Source organism: Rossellomorea vietnamensis NBRC 101237, assembly GCF_001591825.1.
Taxonomy (GTDB): domain Bacteria; phylum Bacillota; class Bacilli; order Bacillales; family Bacillaceae_B; genus Rossellomorea; species Rossellomorea vietnamensis.
The window spans coordinates 61407-78016 of sequence record NZ_BCVQ01000012.1; the positions used below are offsets into that span (position 1 = coordinate 61407).

Annotated in this window: 17 protein-coding genes; 8 read left to right on the forward strand and 9 right to left on the reverse strand. The window is 41.6% G+C overall.

The features are described from left to right. Positions 1 to 86: 86 nt before the first annotated feature. Both BVI01S_RS08905 and BVI01S_RS08910 read right to left on the reverse strand, forming a co-directional pair. Complete coding sequence (locus BVI01S_RS08905) at positions 87 to 962, reverse strand: gamma-glutamylcyclotransferase family protein (RefSeq protein ID WP_051758253.1); 876 nt, start codon at positions 960 to 962, stop codon at positions 87 to 89. 191 nt (positions 963 to 1153) lie between these two features. Then, positions 1154 to 2788, reverse strand: coding sequence for an AMP-binding protein (locus tag BVI01S_RS08910; RefSeq protein WP_061809936.1), 1635 nt, complete (start codon positions 2786 to 2788; stop codon positions 1154 to 1156). A 373-nt stretch (positions 2789 to 3161) separates the two neighbouring features. On the opposite strand from BVI01S_RS08910, the gene sda reads away from it, so the two are divergent. After that, a complete protein-coding gene (gene sda / locus BVI01S_RS08915) occupies positions 3162 to 3296 on the forward strand; it encodes a sporulation histidine kinase inhibitor Sda (RefSeq protein ID WP_034758885.1) in 135 nt (44 codons plus the stop codon). A gap of 71 nt (positions 3297 to 3367) precedes the next feature. On the opposite strand, the gene BVI01S_RS22525 is transcribed toward sda, so the two are convergent. The 3 genes from BVI01S_RS22525 to BVI01S_RS08925 all read right to left on the reverse strand — a co-directional run bounded on the left by BVI01S_RS22525 (position 3368) and on the right by BVI01S_RS08925 (position 7776). Further along, entirely contained in the window at positions 3368 to 3505 is a 138-nt protein-coding gene (locus tag BVI01S_RS22525; protein ID WP_156030008.1) for a hypothetical protein, read from the reverse strand. Between the two features lie 172 nt (positions 3506 to 3677). Then, on the reverse strand, positions 3678 to 4910 hold the full coding sequence (gene odhB / locus BVI01S_RS08920; RefSeq protein WP_034758881.1) for a 2-oxoglutarate dehydrogenase complex dihydrolipoyllysine-residue succinyltransferase: 1233 nt from the start codon (positions 4908 to 4910) through the stop codon (positions 3678 to 3680). Between the two features lie 19 nt (positions 4911 to 4929). Beyond that, complete coding sequence (locus BVI01S_RS08925; RefSeq protein ID WP_061809907.1) at positions 4930 to 7776, reverse strand: 2-oxoglutarate dehydrogenase E1 component; 2847 nt, start codon at positions 7774 to 7776, stop codon at positions 4930 to 4932. A gap of 553 nt (positions 7777 to 8329) precedes the next feature. Between BVI01S_RS08925 and BVI01S_RS08930 the strand changes: the two genes are divergently transcribed. Next, a complete protein-coding gene (locus BVI01S_RS08930; RefSeq protein WP_034758876.1) occupies positions 8330 to 8842 on the forward strand; it encodes a spore coat protein in 513 nt (170 codons plus the stop codon). A 13-nt stretch (positions 8843 to 8855) separates the two neighbouring features. On the opposite strand, the gene BVI01S_RS08935 is transcribed toward BVI01S_RS08930, so the two are convergent. Together BVI01S_RS08935 and BVI01S_RS08940 are read right to left on the reverse strand one after the other, a co-directional pair. Next, positions 8856 to 10265, reverse strand: coding sequence for a HAMP domain-containing sensor histidine kinase (locus BVI01S_RS08935; protein WP_061809908.1), 1410 nt, complete (start codon positions 10263 to 10265; stop codon positions 8856 to 8858). Continuing rightward, positions 10262 to 10939 carry a response regulator transcription factor gene (locus BVI01S_RS08940; protein WP_061809909.1) on the reverse strand — a complete coding sequence of 226 codons (678 nt, stop codon included), beginning with the start codon at positions 10937 to 10939 and terminating at the stop codon, positions 10262 to 10264. Before BVI01S_RS08940 ends, BVI01S_RS08935 begins: the two co-directional genes overlap by 4 nt. Before the next feature lie 375 nt (positions 10940 to 11314). Between BVI01S_RS08940 and BVI01S_RS08945 the strand changes: the two genes are divergently transcribed. From BVI01S_RS08945 to BVI01S_RS08965, 5 genes are all read left to right on the forward strand, one after another. After that, on the forward strand, positions 11315 to 11503 hold the full coding sequence (locus tag BVI01S_RS08945; RefSeq protein ID WP_061809910.1) for a hypothetical protein: 189 nt from the start codon (positions 11315 to 11317) through the stop codon (positions 11501 to 11503). A gap of 375 nt (positions 11504 to 11878) precedes the next feature. Further along, positions 11879 to 12604 (forward strand): LamB/YcsF family protein, encoded by a 726-nt coding sequence (locus tag BVI01S_RS08950; RefSeq protein WP_061809911.1) that lies wholly within the window; start codon positions 11879 to 11881, stop codon positions 12602 to 12604. Between the two features lie 47 nt (positions 12605 to 12651). Then, on the forward strand, positions 12652 to 12945 hold the full coding sequence (locus tag BVI01S_RS08955) for a hypothetical protein (protein ID WP_156030005.1): 294 nt from the start codon (positions 12652 to 12654) through the stop codon (positions 12943 to 12945). Between the two features lie 9 nt (positions 12946 to 12954). Then, positions 12955 to 13476: a 2'-5' RNA ligase family protein gene (locus BVI01S_RS08960; protein ID WP_082804699.1), complete on the forward strand. Its 522-nt coding sequence runs from the start codon at positions 12955 to 12957 to the stop codon at positions 13474 to 13476. A gap of 55 nt (positions 13477 to 13531) precedes the next feature. Continuing rightward, positions 13532 to 13939: a secondary thiamine-phosphate synthase enzyme YjbQ gene (locus BVI01S_RS08965; protein WP_061809913.1), complete on the forward strand. Its 408-nt coding sequence runs from the start codon at positions 13532 to 13534 to the stop codon at positions 13937 to 13939. A gap of 102 nt (positions 13940 to 14041) precedes the next feature. Here the strand turns inward: BVI01S_RS08965 and BVI01S_RS08970 are convergent, their stop codons facing one another. Next, positions 14042 to 14431, reverse strand: a complete 390-nt coding sequence (locus tag BVI01S_RS08970; protein WP_061809914.1) for a thiol-disulfide oxidoreductase DCC family protein — start codon at positions 14429 to 14431, stop codon at positions 14042 to 14044. Positions 14432 to 14629: 198 nt separating this feature from the next. On the opposite strand from BVI01S_RS08970, the gene BVI01S_RS08975 reads away from it, so the two are divergent. Continuing rightward, a complete protein-coding gene (locus BVI01S_RS08975; RefSeq protein ID WP_061809915.1) occupies positions 14630 to 15484 on the forward strand; it encodes an STAS domain-containing protein in 855 nt (284 codons plus the stop codon). Positions 15485 to 15532: 48 nt separating this feature from the next. On the opposite strand, the gene BVI01S_RS08980 is transcribed toward BVI01S_RS08975, so the two are convergent. After that, a complete protein-coding gene (locus tag BVI01S_RS08980; RefSeq protein WP_061809916.1) occupies positions 15533 to 16024 on the reverse strand; it encodes a hypothetical protein in 492 nt (163 codons plus the stop codon). Positions 16025 to 16610: the final 586 nt, after the last annotated feature.

A 16610-nucleotide genomic window follows, 5' to 3' on the forward strand; every position in this document is an offset into this window, starting at 1 on the left:
TCTCTCCCTGAACCCACCTGGTCACTCATTAAATACCCTATCGGATTAAGACGAAAACCACTCATGATTCGTGAAGCGCCCGTACCTTAACTTGAGGTAAGGAGATTCTCCACTTGATCTTTCGTCATACCTATTTCCAATAACTGTTTTTGTAGTTTTTCATGATAAGACCGACTGACATGTGGAAGGCTTCCCCTGAGGATTTCCCTGGCGTAATGATCGGGAGGACATGTTTCATCGTATTTCACCTTTACGATAAAGGTCAGTACATCTTCATACGTTTTGCCGTTTATCAGTAAGTCGATGAAAGCCGCCCTGTACCAACCCGGGGTGACCCCCTCCCTTGTAAACAGGTACTCTACAGCCTCTTTGGGGATATCATATACAACCCCTTCCATCGTTCCTCCATCTTCAATAATATCTCCACGGCCTCCATCATGTACCTGAAAGAGATATTTCATTGTATATCCTTCCAATACCCCCGCTCCAAGGCAATCTTTAAAATGGTGATCCACCTGTGCTTTTTTAAATCGATCATCATCCATACAGGATCCGTATGCGAAATATAGTGTACTTTCTGGTTTTTCCTTAAGAAATTGATGGACCTTCCAGTCTCCTGAAGGAATTTCTTCTTGAAATAATGCTTTGTCTTCGGAATAGTAGACAAATGCTTCCCGGGTTCCGGTGTCTGTTTCCACTTCTTTAAGTTTTCGGATAAATAGGTTCTTTTCACGATCTTCCAGAAAATCCTCAAGCTCATCGATCTTCGATAAGATGTCGGAGTCGATCTTATATACTTCGCCATAGGCTGTTCCATTGCCTTCTTTCAGGGCTGGATAACCTTTATTCGTTTCATATAGAATTCCTTCTACCCAGGCTTGCTCCCTGACCAATGAAGCATCCTTTAGTAAGGAATGATTACTTTCGTGTCTTCTTAACGTACCATAGACAAAAACGTACACCCTGTTACCCCTTTCTCTTGTTAACATAACTTCATTACAGTTAATCATCTAACCTAGCTTTCTTATATTTTATCAAATGATCTTTAAAATTTCAGTATCCTCTGCTTTCCTTATACAAATCTTCATAAAAAAAGACATTCCACCATAACGGCAGAGATGTCCTTTAAGAGGAAACGCTTTCAATTTTTCATTTACTTTTTGGGGATGGCGGTTTGCTTCGCCTGCTCCCTTAAACGGAACTTTTGGATTTTTCCTGAAGCAGTCATCGGGTAGGCATCAGTGAATTCGATATATCTTGGGATTTTATGCCGTGAAATCTTTCCGGTGCAATACTCCCTGATCTCTTCAGAGGTAGCAGTTTGTCCTTCCTTCAATATGATCCAGGCCATGACCTCTTCACCATAAACCTCATCCGGAATCCCAATGACCTGTACATCCAAGACCTTAGGATGGGAATAAAGAAATTCTTCAATCTCTCTCGGATAAATATTCTCACCACCTCGAATGATCATATCTTTTAATCTACCTGTAATCCTGCAATAACCATGTTCATCCATGACGGCTAAATCACCCGTATGAAGCCATCCTTCATCGTCAATGGCAAGCCTTGTCGCTTCTTCATTCTTATAGTACCCTTTCATGACATGGTATCCACGGGTACACAATTCTCCCTGTACTCCATAAGGGATTTCCCGATTTGAACCGGGCTCCACAATTTTCACTTCGACATTAGGCAGTGATTTCCCAACGGTTTCGACCTTTAATTCAATCGGATCATGGGTACGTGTCTGGGTGATCACGGGAGATGACTCTGTCTGCCCATAGGCGATCGTAATCTCATCTGCTCCCATTTTGTCCATGACCCCTTTCATCACTTCAATCGGACAATTACTGCCTGCCATGATACCTGTGCGAAGATGGGATAGGTCATATTGATCGAAATCCGGGAGATTCAACTCCGAAATGAACATGGTAGGCACTCCATGAAGGCCTGTGCACTTTTCATCCTGGACCGTCTTCAAGACCAGACGGGGATCGAATTCCTGTACGGGGACCATTGTGGCTCCTACAGAAACACAAGCAAGGACCCCCAGAACGCACCCGAAGCAATGAAAGAATGGAACTGGAATGCACAAACGATCCTCATTTCCGAGTCTCATGCATCCGGCGATATTATACCCATTATTTACGATATTGGAATGAGTGAGCATGACCCCTTTCGGAAACCCTGTCGTCCCTGACGTATATTGCATATTGATGACATCATGAGGGGATAGGCTGGAAAGTCTTACGTCAAGATCATTCTCTTCCACTTCCTTCCCTTTCTCCATGATGTCCTCCCAGCTATATGTACCCGGATAGGAATTATCCCCTAGAACAATCACATTTTTCAAGAAAGGCAGTTTGGCACTTTTTAGCTCTCCAGGCTCAGAATATTTCAATTCCGGACAGATTTCATAGAGCATGTCAATATATGACGCACCTCTGAATTCTTCCATCAAAATAATCGTCTGACTATCTGATTGTCTTAGTAAATATTCTAATTCAGCACTTCGATAATTTGTGTTCACTGTGACCAGTACGGCACCCATTTTACCGGTGGAGAACTGGCTCACTAACCATTCAGGTGTATTCGATGCCCAAATGGCTATATGATCCCCTTTATTGATGCCAAGTTTCATGAAGCCTCTTGCGGCCTGTCTGCATAATTGGTTAAATTCATGATAGGACCATCTTAACCCCCTGTCAGCATAGACGACCGCTTCAATGTCCGGCTGAATGCGTGCTTTTTCTTCGAGAAGATCCCCTACTGTAGTGTGTAAAATCTCCGACAAATGATATTCCCCCTTTAGTATGACCCTGTATAAACCGGAACCTTCCGTAAGTGATTCAAGAGGTGAAATTTCAGTTCCTTATGCGTGTATATTATCACAAAAATTTAAATTTTCAAACTAATTACTCCATACCTCTAATACAGGTTAAATAGTCCGGTATCCCCCTGTCGACAAAATCCAACAATTCCTCCCTGGTCTCACAAGACAAAAAGCGCCTTCTTTAAACCAGTTTCAACAAAACAACTAAAAATACAACTTTAGAAGGAATTTATGAAAAAACACTTTTCAAATGAATGTTTTCTCTGTAGAATAAATAGAAAATATAGAAAATTCTATATTTTATACATTTCCTGGGAGGTTGGTCATGAAAATCTTAAGTAATGAACAGTTGGTGGCAGCTTATCGTGATGCTGAGAAACAAGGGAATGATCAAGACTGGATATCGCTTCTTAAGAAAGAAATTCGTAACCGTGGATTGAAACCTTTTAGGAAATCTTGACGCTGTAAATAAACAAAAAAATTAAAAATCAAACGATCTCACCCCCTGAGATATTGATGACAGACTCACGTTCATTTGAGTCTGTCTTTTTTCATGACTTTTAATCCATGGTATTCCTCTATTTGCTTAAATTGATCGTGATCCAGAAGTCCGATCTTATGAAATAAATAAGAATATTGAAGCACTTTTTTTGAGTGATAAGCGTTCATTTCCCCCACCCTCTCCGGCTGTTGTCCACAATTTTCCTTAAGGAAACTTTATTTTGTTTAACCACATTTTATGCTCATGGTTAAAATATGTGAAAAAAAGGCTGACTCATATACCACCAGGGGTCATATGAATCAGCCAAACATTCATCTATCACTATTCAATCAGAGTGGTTTACCCTTCAAGAAGTAAATCTTCAGGGTTTTCAAGTAAGTCTTTAACCATTGCCAGGAATCCAACCGCTTCTTTTCCATCAATGATTCTATGATCATATGATAAAGCAATGTACATCATCGGACGATTCTCCATTGTGTCCTTATCAATGGCTACAGGACGAAGTTGGATTTTATGCATTCCCAGAATTCCAACCTGTGGTCCATTTAAGATCGGAGTGGAAAGTAATGAGCCGAATACCCCACCATTTGTAATGGTGAATGACCCACCTTGCAGGTCTCCAAGGGATAACTTATTGTTTCTGGCCTTAGTAGCCAGTTCCATGATTTCCCCTTCAATTTCTGCGAAATTCTTTCGTTCACAGTCACGTACGACAGGTACAACCAATCCATCATCCGTGGATACGGCTACGCCGACATCGTAGAACTTCTTAAGGACGATTTCATCCCCATCAATTTCAGCGTTTACATAAGGGAATTTCTTAAGCGCCGCTACCACTGCCTTTGTAAAGAAACTCATGAAACCAAGTCTTACATCATGGTCATCAAAGAATTTGTCCTTCTTGCGTTTCCGTAACTCCATGACTTTACTCATATCAATTTCATTGAATGTCGTCAGCATGGCAGCTGTCTGCTGAACCTCGACTAATCGTTTCGCGATGGTTTGACGTCGGCGGGACATTTTCTCACGTACCACTGGCTTTCCATCATCTTTCTTTGCTGGAGCCTTCTTCTCCTGTGCAGAAGGTTTAGAAGGAGCTTCTGCCGGTTTATTGCTATAGGCTTCTATGTCCTGTTTACGAACACGTCCAAGTGGATCTGTTGGAACATCGGACAGATCGATGCCTTTCTCACGGGCTAACTTGCGAGCTGCCGGAGAAGCGATCGGACGATTCTTTTTCTCATCTTTGACTGGTGTTTCTTCAACTGGTGCTTCTTCCGTCTTCTCTTCCTTCTTAGGCGCTTCTTCCTTTGCATCTGAAGTGGCATTGGCTTCTCCGCCTGCACCTACAATGGCAATCACTTGTCCAACTTCAACCGTATCGCCTTCATCAGCTTTAAGCTCCTGGATTGTACCGGCTTCTTCTGAAATGACTTCCACGTTTACTTTATCGGTTTCAAGCTCAACGATATATTCGCCTTTTTCAACATAATCCCCTGGCTGTTTCAGCCATTGTGCAATCGTACCTTCTGTAATTGATTCTGCTAATTCTGGAACTTTAATTTCTGCCACTGTGATGTCCTCCTCTTTCTTATCGGGTTAACGCTTCGTTTATGATCCTGGATTGTTCTTTTTTGTGTACAGTCGGTTCTCCTTCGGATGGGCTTGAACGCCTGCGACGCCCGATATAATGCACATCGACACCCTGAGGGGCAATGTCACGGAGTCTAGGTTCCGCAAATGTCCATGCACCCATATTCTTAGGTTCCTCCTGGATCCAGACCAATTCTTTAAGGTTTGGATACCTTTCTAAGATGGCTGTAATATCCCCTTTAGGGAAAGGATAGATTTCTTCCACCCTTAGAACGTGCAACCAGTCTTTATCATCGAGATCCTGAAGCTTCTCTTCTACATCAATCGCAATCTTGCCGCTGCATAACACAACTCTTTCTACAGTATCCGGGCTATCCCCAAGACCCTTTTGCTCAAGGACTGAATGAAATTCCCCATTGGCTAATTCTTCTGCCGTTACAGCTGCAAACTGATTTCTCAGCAGGCTTTTTGGAGTCATGATGACAAGCGGCCTTACTTCTTCTTTTTGTAAGATAGCGGCTTGACGTCTTAGGATATGGAAGTATTGACCAGCTGTTGAACAGTTGGCGACTGTCCAGTTATATTCCCCGCCAAGCTGTAAGAAGCGCTCCAGACGGGCGCTGGAGTGTTCAGGACCCTGTCCTTCATAACCATGTGGCAGAAGCATGACAAGACCTGTTTTTTGACCCCATTTCGCGCGCCCCGCCGAGATGAACTGATCAAACATCACTTGTGCCATATTCGAGAAGTCACCGAATTGAGCTTCCCATAGGACAAGGGTTTCAGGTGCGAAAACATTGTATCCATACTCGTAACCAACTACGGCGGTTTCGGTAAGAGGACTGTTATGGACGACGAATGACGCATGGCTATCCTTCAGGTTGTGTAACGGGATATATTCCTCACCTGACTTCTCATCATGTAGTACCAGGTGACGTTGAGCAAATGTTCCCCTTTCAGAGTCCTGTCCGGTCAGTCGGATTGGCGTTCCATCTTTAAGGATGGAAGCAAAAGCCAATGTCTCGGCATGCGCCCAATCAATTTTCCCTTTTCCTTCGAATACCTGGCTCCGCCTTTTCAGGATGCGATCTAATTTCTTGAACACATTGAAGCCTTCTGGCCATTGGAGCAGTTCGCTGTTTAACCCTTCCAGCTTATCGAAATCGACGCTTGTATTGATTTCCGGAAGTCCATTCGCCACGTCTTCAGGAGGGGCAAGGACCGTATCTGGATCATCATCTTTGGCCGGCACTTTATTATAGGCTGCTTTTAATTCTTCCTCGATTTCAGAATCCATCTTCTCTACATCAGCATCTGTTAAGAGGCCTTCAGAGATGAGCTTGTCAGCGTACATCTTCTTAACATTCGGATGATTCTGAATGACTGAGTACATCAATGGATTCGTTACCATCGGTTCGTCCATTTCATTATGACCAAAACGTCTGTAGCCGATTAAATCAATGACAAAGTCTTTACCGAATGTTTTACGATATTCATAGGCAAGGACTGCTGCAGCAAGACATGCTTCGGGATCATCTGCATTGACATGCACAATCGGAACTTCAAAGCCCTTGGCCGTATCTGATGCATACTTAGTTGAACGTGAATCACGGCTTTCAGTTGTGAATCCTATCATGTTGTTGGCGATCAGATGAATGGATCCCCCTGTATTGTATCCGCGCAGTTGACTCATATTTAATGTTTCGGCTACGACACCCTGACCCGGGAAGGCAGCATCTCCATGTATCATGACGGCATATGATGCTTCAGGGGACTGCTCAGGGTAGCCTTTATCTTCACGTACTTCCTGGGCTGCACGCGTGTATCCTGCAACGATCGGGCTGACAACTTCCAAGTGACTCGGGTTGTTGGCAAGCGTCACCCGTGCACGGGCTGTCGGTGACTGCTGAGGAGAGATCTCACGGTCTGCCCCCAAGTGGTACTTAACGTCTCCTGTCCATCCAAACGTAATGCCGATCGATCCTTCAGAAGGAATCAAGTCCTTACTCGGAGCGTGTTGGAATTCTGCAAAAATCATTTCGTATGGTTTACCGATGACATGTGCCAGAACATTCAGGCGTCCTCGATGAGCCATTCCGATATTGACGGTTTTAGCACCTGATTCAACAGAATAACGAACCATCTCGTCCAGTAATGGAACCATCGTGTCCAATCCTTCAATTGAGAAGCGCTTTTGACCAACAAAGGTGCGATGAACATATTTTTCAAACCCGTCCACTTGGGCAAGACGTTTCAATAACGCCAATTTCTTCTCTTTGGAAAGCGGGGTGAAATAGGATTCCGACTCGATCTTTTCCCTTAACCAATTTTTCTCTTCAAGCTCATGAACATGAGCATATTCGAATGCCAGCTTATTTGTGTATACCTGTCTTAAGTGCTGAATGGCCTGAAGACCGTCTTTAATATGAGAAGGTGCATTCGGACATAAGAAATCGACAGGTATCTGTTTTAAATCTTCTTCCGTTAGATTAAACTCAGAAAGTTCAATTCTTCTGGTATCCTTATTCCGGTCATTTAGGGGATTAATATCCGCAGCTAAGTGACCATATGTACGAATATTATCTGCTAATTTAACCGCAGCCACCATTTTACTCAAGGCAGTAGGCTGTTCGGGTAGTGTAAACGATGAATCACCGTGCTGGGCGCTCGCGATCACCTTTACGTCTTCAACGGTGGGAGGCCCCCATTGTTCGAATAATTCCTTTAGTTCCGGATCCACTTCCGTTGGATCTTCAAGGAATTGTTCATAAACCTCCATTACATAACCAAGGTTTGGTCCGTAAAACGATTGCCACGGTTCCCCTTTTGCAGATTGCTTTTTCATTGTGAAAAACCTCCAACTATTTTGCCAGTTAGTATAATTTGGGTATCATGTATTCTTACAATTCAATCAACGGTATTCATTATGCAAGAATAGTAATTTTTAATACATAAAAACGCTTACAAGGACATTTTATCACTGTGCAGTAGTAAGATAAAGTCTTTATAACAAATTTCTTAAAATTTTGTTTTCCTTACTTCTTATGGGGATATTACTTATATTCCCATAATAAAATACATGAAAACCTTTCTGAATAACGACTATTCTGAAATAATATTTTATTAAGCGCTTTCTCTTTTCACCTTCTTGTATCCCTATGTTAGGGTACTTTTTTCATAAACCATCTTACTACTGTTACCTAAAAAAACCAAATATTTTTTGTTATTTTGCACGATTTTTTGTTTAGTACTATGTTAACAGAGTCATAGATAAAGATTTTTCATTCCCAACCTTCCTCTTGCATCTCCAGAAATGAACTCATCGCCCACCCAATGCATAGGATAGAATCAGAAGGAAACAAAGGGCTATTTATTATGTTTAAAGTGAGGTGGTTCACATGTTCCCATGGAGTTTATTCCCTTTCAATAAAAACATGAAAGATCAAATGAATCAAATGAACCCCAAAGATATGGATAACTATATTCAAGGTATGATGAAGAAGATGTTTCCAGGCGGGTGGGATAGCATGATGAATCCGAATGATATGATGAATGGGGCACAATCCTTTATGAATCCGATGGGCAACCAGGGGCAGCAAACGAAACGCGAGGAAGCACCCAGGTCCAATTCCGCAATTCCTACCAATGTGTTCGAAACCTTTGAAGATATCTATATTCGTTTCCAAGTACCGAATGAGGAATGGATGAAGCATCTGAAGATTTTTCACACGTCAAATCAGGCAATCATTGAAAACATACCCGGCTGTGACGAAAGACAAGTGATCACCCTCCCTTGTCTGGTAAAGAAAAAAGGCGCTGTTGCTCAATACAAAGATGGGATCCTGGAACTGAAAATCCCTAAAAGCATTGACATGCAGTACACAGAAATAGACGTCTCAGAAAAATATTGAGACGTCTGTAAATTCAATGGATTTGTTTAAGGGATAGTCGAATGATGGTCCCGTGAGGATTGTTTCCAATGGCCGTGATCTCCCCTTCATAGTTTTGGACCAGCTTCGAAGCGATGGCCAATCCCAGTCCATATCCACCTTTCTCGCGGCTTCTTGCTTTATCCACCCGATAGAAGCGGTCGAATATTTTAGGAAGGTCTTCCTCGGGAATACCGATCCCCTCATCCTTGACTTCTATGATAATGTCTTCCTGAGAGTCCATTAGCTTCACTTCAATAGTGGAATGCTCATCAGAATACTTCACGGCATTATCCAACAGGATGATCATGATCTGCTCCAAGTGCCTCGGCATAATGGTTACCAATGCTTCTTGGTTTAAATCATCAAAACAAGAAAAAGTGTATTCCTGATGAAGAAACCTAAAGTCCCTCATTACTTTATCCACTACTTTCTGTACATTTGCCCTGGCGTTTTCCAAATCGAATTTTTCCCTGTCTGCTCTGGAAAGCTCCAGTAATTCACCTACAAGGCGTTTTATTCTCTCAAGTTCATCTAATGATACTTGTAAAGACTCCTCCAGTATGGTTGGATCCTTTTTTCCCCAACGGTTCAATAAAGCAAGATGCCCTTCAAGTACCTGGATCGGGGTTCTCAATTCATGTGAAGCATCTTCCACAAATTGCTGCTGTTGTTGAAATGATTTTTCGATCTGACTCATCATTTTATTAAAAATCTGGGATAAGTCACTGATTTCATCATGGGCCTTTACAATCTCCACTCTTTCGTGAAATCCTTTTCTTTCGATGGATCTCATTGTTTCAGAAAGTTTATTCAATGGGCGGACAAAGCTTTTCGCCATAGAATACCCAATGACAGCACTGATCAATAGAGCCAAGATGCCCGTGATGGTCATCATCCAAAAAAGATTCTTCATGATGTTTGCATACCGGTTCAATGGCTGTATGATTTCGACATATCCATTAAATCGGGTCGATTTGATGGGTGAACGCCCAATGAGCATCTTCTTGCCTTCAGATTCTATCAATTCCACAGATTTATCATTGACAGGTTGAAATGGCACATAAAAGGCTGACTCATTTTCTCCCCTGATTTCCAATACCTGTTCCCCTTGATGATCCAATATCCGTATGGTCTGGTCTTTTTCAGCTATTTGTTTCATTAGGATCCGGCTATCATATATGTCCTGAAGCTGGATATCGTTCCCTCTCTGTTTAAAGAAGACAGTAATTTCATCCAATACCCGCCCAAAGTTACTTTCTTCTTCATCAAGCATCCATTTATTAATAGCGTGATATTGAAAAAAACTGAATAAAAAAAAGGCAAGGAATATGGCTGACCCGGCTGCAAATGCCCACTTCACCTTTAGGGAAGAAGGCTTAAGTCGATTGATGAATGTATTCATGTCCTCATCACATAGCCGGTTCCACGTACGGTCTGGATATAACTCTCTTCGCCTGGGGAATCTATTTTATTCCTTAAGTACCTAACGTAAACGTCCACAACATTCGTTTCCACTTCCGTATCGTATCCCCATACTTTGTTGAGGAGGACTTCACGGGTCAGGACAATATTCTTGTTCTCTAAAAAAGCAAGTAGAAGGTCATACTCCCGTTTGGTCACGTCAATTTCATCTTCAAGCTTAAAAACTTGCCTGGACTCCTTATATACGATGATATCCCGAAATTGAAACGAGGTCTGTTGAGCGGGATCCTCTTTTACTGCGCGTCTGAACACAGCCCTTAGCCTTGCTAACAACTCTTCAATGGCAAAGGGTTTGACGATATAATCATCCGCCCCGCTGTCAAGCCCAGATACACGGTCCATTACGCTATCCCTTGCCGTAATCATCAGGATCGGGATGGCTTTGACCTGCCTGACTCTTCTGCATACTTCCAATCCATTTAAGCCGGGAAGCATCAGATCCAGGAGGATGATGTCCCATTCTTCGTTAAGGGCTTGATCCAGGCCATCTCTCCCATCATAGGCCAGGCCGACTTCGTACCCTTCGTATTTCAGTTCTAATTCGATGAATCGGGAGAGATTCTTTTCATCTTCAATGACTAAGATTCTTTTCACACAATCACCTGCTCTAAATCTTAATACCCTTTATTTTAATTTACTTTTGTTGAAAATAAAATCGTTTAGGGCATGGAATATTTCAATGCCTTGATACGTCATTAATGTTAACGCCGTAAAACTGAAAAATAAAATAGGAATAATTCGAATCCACATGGTTCTAACCTCCCTTTTATCACTACTTTCATTCTGCTCCTCCATCATTAAAATAAAATGAGAAAAAGGTGAGTTTTCATTAAGAGATGAACCAATTTACATAATCATATTATAATCATCTATATGACCCTGTTTGTTATTCCTGATCATGTTTCATTCTCTTTATAATGTGGTAGATATATCCATAAACATGGTTAAGAAGCAAAAGGGGGAAATGGTATGACTTGGATCGCGGTGATTGTTTCTTTCTTTATCCTCATCATCCTGGCGGAAGAATTGGTTTATCACTTTTTAAGGACCAGGATTATGGAGAACCAGCCTGAGAGAAAACGAAATGCAGGAAAATTGAAAGAATGGCTCTATAAAATGAAACTAAAACCCCATAACGGGCAACAACAAAACCACTGACAGGCGAAGAACATCTTCCCTGTCTATTTTTTTGATTCTATAAATACATAAAAAAGAAGACAAAAGCTTCAGCAAGGCTTTTGTCTTCAAAGGAAAGAAATTAGAATGGGTCTTACATAATAAAGATTTAAACAGATTAGAAAGCTACCCCACTTTCAATCTGTTTAGGGAGTGATAAATCCTTATTCATAAGCAAGATTCATTCTAACGCCCGAAAAAGTGAACTCAATTAAAACAAGATTAAAATTTGATGAGAAAATGCATTTGTTTACCAGCAGTCTATTTAAAGAGCAAACAAAAGGACGTACTTTTATGATATGATGAATAAGAATTCAGAATGTTACAATACATTCTCATGTTCGAAAGGATGAAAAAATGAAAATTGATTTAAATTGTGATTTAGGTGAAAGTTTTGGTGCATATACGATAGGAAAAGATGAAGAAATGATGAACTATGTCACATCCGTCAATATCGCTTGCGGTTTTCATGCTGGAGATCCCCTTGTAATGAAACAAACTGTTTCAAACGCAATGAAGAATGGAGTGAAAATGGGGGCGCATCCCGGGCTGCCAGACATCCAGGGATTTGGAAGAAGAATGATGCAGATCTCCCCCGAGGAGACCTATGCCCTCATTCAATACCAGATAGGGGCTTTATACGCTTTTATCAAAGCCCAAGGCGGGACGCTATCCCATGTAAAACCACATGGAGCACTGTACAATATGGCTGCAAAGGATTCCAAACTGGCTCAAACGATTGCCGAAGCCGTTTACGACCTTGACCCCTCCCTCACCCTATTCGGCCTTTCACAAAGTGAACTTACAAGGGCTGGTGAAGAAGCAGGATTGCGCGTCGCTCATGAAGTATTTGCCGATCGCGCCTATCAATCCGATGGTACATTAACTCCTCGCTCTCTTCCTCATGCTGTGCTTCATGACGGGGACGAAGTGGAAAAACAGGTGCTTCGAATGGTAGAAAAACAGGAAGTGGTATCTATTGATGGGAAGACCGTATCCATCCAGGCAGACACGATTTGTCTCCATGGAGATAATGAAGCGGCACTATCCCTGGCCAAGCGCCTATCACAAAAGTTACGTTAGGGAAGTATTTTGAAAGAATAAGCTATAAGGGAGATGGGGGCTGAGCCGTGAATAAGACATTTCTATTAAACGCGTTAAGGTGGATGTTCATCTTCCTTATCGCTTTTGTCATTGTAGTATACGTATACAAGCGGAGCATTTTGCACAACACTATTCAATCCTCCATTCGCACGGTGGCACCGGGTTCGAACGTTGTGGGGATCATTCAGACCCATACCACAAAGAGCCATGATAAAATCTACCGGGCTCTCTATAAAACAAAAGAAGGAACGTGTTTCAGGGCATCATTCGAACGAACAACGTATACACTCATTGAAAACCAGGAATCCCCTTGTCAGTAAAGGAGCATCATGATGAAAAGAGCGATCCATATCTTTCCTACATTTCATTCAGTAGATAAAATCCAGGAGATCAGACATAGGTATGACCCTCTATCGGATAAAATACCTCCCCATATTACCCTCGTTTTCCCTTTTGAATCTTCCATCCCCTCAGTTGATATCCTGGTTCATATTAAGTCGGTAGCAGAGCATATTTCTCCATTCCCCATGACCTTAAGGGATGTGACAGGTTCCGGCGGAGAATTTTTATTCTTGAATGTTAAGGAAGGCAACGACTTTCTTATACAATTACATGATCAGTTGTATGAAGGAATTCTTGCCCCTTATCGAAACCCCCATATTACATACTTGCCACACATCACACTTGGACGGCCTGGAAACAGCGAAGAATATAGCAGTGCCCTTGAAAAGTGTAAGGATTTGAAGGAATCCTATCATACGGTTGTAAAGGAAATTACGTTAGAAGAAATAGGTGAAGACGATGTGTCCAACGTCATCGGCCGTGTCCCTCTTAAGGATAACAGGTTTTAAATTGGACGCTTTGTGGAATGTAAACGAATAGGTCTAATAAGGGAAGGGATTAATTATGATCAAAACATTATCCATTGATACCAAGAAGCGTGATGAAATGATCGACATTACTCGTTACGTACAAGATATCATTAATCGGTCGGGAATGACAGAAGGTCTTGTGGTGGTGCAGTCTTTACACACAACAGCGGGTATCACGGTAAACGAGAATGCCGATCCTGATGTAAAAACCGACTTCATTCGCCGATTAGACGAACTTTACCCATGGCACCACTCGTCTGATCTGCATGGAGAAGGAAATACAGCTGCTCATTTGAAAACCAGTACCGTCGACCACAGTCAGACGGTCATCGTGTCAGATGGTGAACTACTATTAGGGACATGGCAAGGAATATACCTATGTGAATTTGATGGTCCCCGTTCAGGAAGAAAAGTTTCCGTTAAAACGATTCAAAGTGAGTAAGAGATAATACCATTTGAATGGTAAATAGACCCGGGCACTCGTCCAGGGTCTTTTTTAATGGTTTGATTCTTTTCCTCATCACATTCTTCAACTCAATTTCGCTTATTCTATGAATCGTTCCCTGATCTCCTTTGAAGGAATCATGCATGATTCCTGTTTCCCGAACCACCTGTATCTATTCCTTGCAATAATCCGATATATGCTGTCTCTTATAGGCTTCGGAATGACGAGCAACAGAGCGAAAATCTTCCATGGCCATTTCAGTTTAGAAGATACTTTCAGGGCTGCTGTTGATTCAACGGAAGCCTGCTCCCCATCAACCAATACGAAGCTGTCCGTCGTTTCAGGTATGTTGTGCTTCTTTAATAACTTCTGTCCCGTCTCACTTTGTAGCGAGGCAAAGCGAAATTCCCCTTTTGCATCACGCTTAATGATAAACCGGACACTTTTATTGCAAAAATTGCATATGCCGTCGAACAAAATGATCCGCAAGTAAATCACCCTTCGTCATAGTCGAATTTCCATTCCCTTATACTATAATACACTATAAACAAAAGACGCGAACAGGTTGCGCCTCCTTAAAGAGAAGTATAATTTTACTAGATTCTGTGGTATACTATATTACCATTAATAGAGATTATTTCGAAATAAAATAAATAAACATGCAGTATAAGGAGTTGGCTGAAGAAAATGAGAGACGAATTATTATATCTGGGTAAACAAATTGTTTCCCATAAATCCGAAATCGCTCAGGGTGTCATTCGCTACCAGGAACAGAAATTTTCTGATCAGCTTACGTTATCGGTACTGAAAATGGAACAAGTCACCGAATGGCGCATGCAATTAATTGAAATGCTCGGACAATCTTTGTACGAAGACAAAGTAGAATCATCCCGTAAAGTAAAGGAATGGACTGGGAAAGTCGGGGAAGTGGCTATTGAAAATGGAATGGCTCTCAATGAATCCCTAAAAACCCTATCAGGGTTCCGTACTGCCATTTGGGATATATTCATGGAACAGTTGAATGATGATCAAATCTCAGCCTCCCTTATGCTTCAAGTCAATAAAGAAATCAATCCCATTCTTGATGAAATTGCGTACCAGCTAAACGAAGTATTCCGCACCCAAGAAAAGGATCAGATTGCCCTCATCCACACTGCCATGGATGAACTATCGGCCCCGGTTGTACCCATTGCCGAGAAGATTGCGATCCTGCCCCTTATCGGGGAAATTGATACCCACAGAGCAAGTGCCATCATGGAAACGGCGTTGAAAAAAAGCTCTGATCTGCAATTAGACTATCTATTTATAGATATTTCCGGTGTTGCCATCATGGACACGATGGTATCCCATAATATTTATCAGATCATCAATGCTCTTAAAATGATGGGTGTTCAATCCGTCTTAACCGGTATCCGGCCTGAAGTGGCTCATACATTGGGGAACCTCGGTATTACCTTTGAGGATCTGAAAACAAGCTCAAGCCTGAAAAAAGCCCTGGAAGATATCGGCTTCACTCAATACGAAGCGGTTCTCTCCGTCTAAAAAAACCGGAAATCCTGCCAGCTGGGTTTCCGGTTTTCTATTTAAAAGCTATCGAGAGTCTTTTTTTATCTGGTGATGTACCAGCAGTTGAATACTTTGAACTGCCATATAGATAGGGATGGACCAATACATCTTATATCCCTTGTCGAAGTGGAAGATTCCGATCTTTACTGTAAACCACTCCATTAAGAGGGAGAAAGCGGTCCAGATTAATATGTACGCTAGGTTCATGATTCCGTTGATTCTCAATTTACGATAGATATAAATAAAAAAATAACTATAGGGCCCATACATAATATAACTGATAAAATCAATTCCCTGATAGGCGGAACTATCGTTTACATCATAAAAGTCCCATGGCGGGATGCTGATGGTATGATCATAGAACATACCCACCGAGATTCCATAAACGAAATAACTCATCCCTTCAAGAAAGGAGAAGATCTTCGGAGTAACCCATATCAGCAATAGAAGACCGATCAGACTAATGATGATGAACCATTCATTTAAATCAAAGGATCTCTCATATATCCTGTCCACGTCTTCCCTCCTCCTTCTTCTGGAAATAATATAGCCCCTTCCCCAACCAAATACAGAATACTAAATACAACGCATTGACGATGACAGTATTAAAAAGACTCCAGTCCGGATAGGAAAGAGAATGAAAATGCACGTGTAGGATGTCCAATACACTTATTAACAACAAAAGACTTACATAATAAAGGATTTTTTCGCTTCTTTTATTATAATTCAAGTACCCATTCACCATGATCACACCCACCAAAGGTAAAATACATTCCCTGTTTATGAGAAGACTGATAAATTGGGTGACATCCTCGGAAGCTTTCATCCATTCCAGGTTATTCGTCATAATGGTAATATAATTAGTGGAAATAATGGATAACACCATAAATTGAATGGAGTTAGCAGTAAATGAAAGTTTCTTCTTCATAAAGAGAGCAATGTATATCAACATGATCAACACGGTAATAAAGAAAGGGAGCGACATAAGGATCACCTATACTTTTTTTCTTCATTCTTCCCCTAACCCCCTCTTCACATAACACACGGAACGCACTAAAATGTTTGAATTACTTGACTTGGGGAAAATAAGGAAGAAGAAGCA

Excerpts from the sequence above, each read along its gene's own strand:
- sda (WP_034758885.1), top strand. The coding sequence starts at position 3,162 with ATGAAAATCTTAAGTAATGAACAGTTGGTGGCAGCTTATCGTGATGCT.
- BVI01S_RS22525 (WP_156030008.1), bottom strand. The coding sequence starts at position 3,505 with ATGAACGCTTATCACTCAAAAAAAGTGCTTCAATATTCTTATTTATTT.
- BVI01S_RS08925 (WP_061809907.1), bottom strand. The coding sequence starts at position 7,776 with ATGAAAAAGCAATCTGCAAAAGGGGAACCGTGGCAATCGTTTTACGGA.
- BVI01S_RS08930 (WP_034758876.1), top strand. The coding sequence starts at position 8,330 with ATGTTCCCATGGAGTTTATTCCCTTTCAATAAAAACATGAAAGATCAA.
- BVI01S_RS08935 (WP_061809908.1), bottom strand. The coding sequence starts at position 10,265 with ATGAATACATTCATCAATCGACTTAAGCCTTCTTCCCTAAAGGTGAAG.
- BVI01S_RS08945 (WP_061809910.1), top strand. The coding sequence starts at position 11,315 with ATGACTTGGATCGCGGTGATTGTTTCTTTCTTTATCCTCATCATCCTG.
- BVI01S_RS08950 (WP_061809911.1), top strand. The coding sequence starts at position 11,879 with ATGAAAATTGATTTAAATTGTGATTTAGGTGAAAGTTTTGGTGCATAT.
- BVI01S_RS08960 (WP_082804699.1), top strand. The coding sequence starts at position 12,955 with ATGATGAAAAGAGCGATCCATATCTTTCCTACATTTCATTCAGTAGAT.
- BVI01S_RS08965 (WP_061809913.1), top strand. The coding sequence starts at position 13,532 with ATGATCAAAACATTATCCATTGATACCAAGAAGCGTGATGAAATGATC.
- BVI01S_RS08975 (WP_061809915.1), top strand. The coding sequence starts at position 14,630 with ATGAGAGACGAATTATTATATCTGGGTAAACAAATTGTTTCCCATAAA.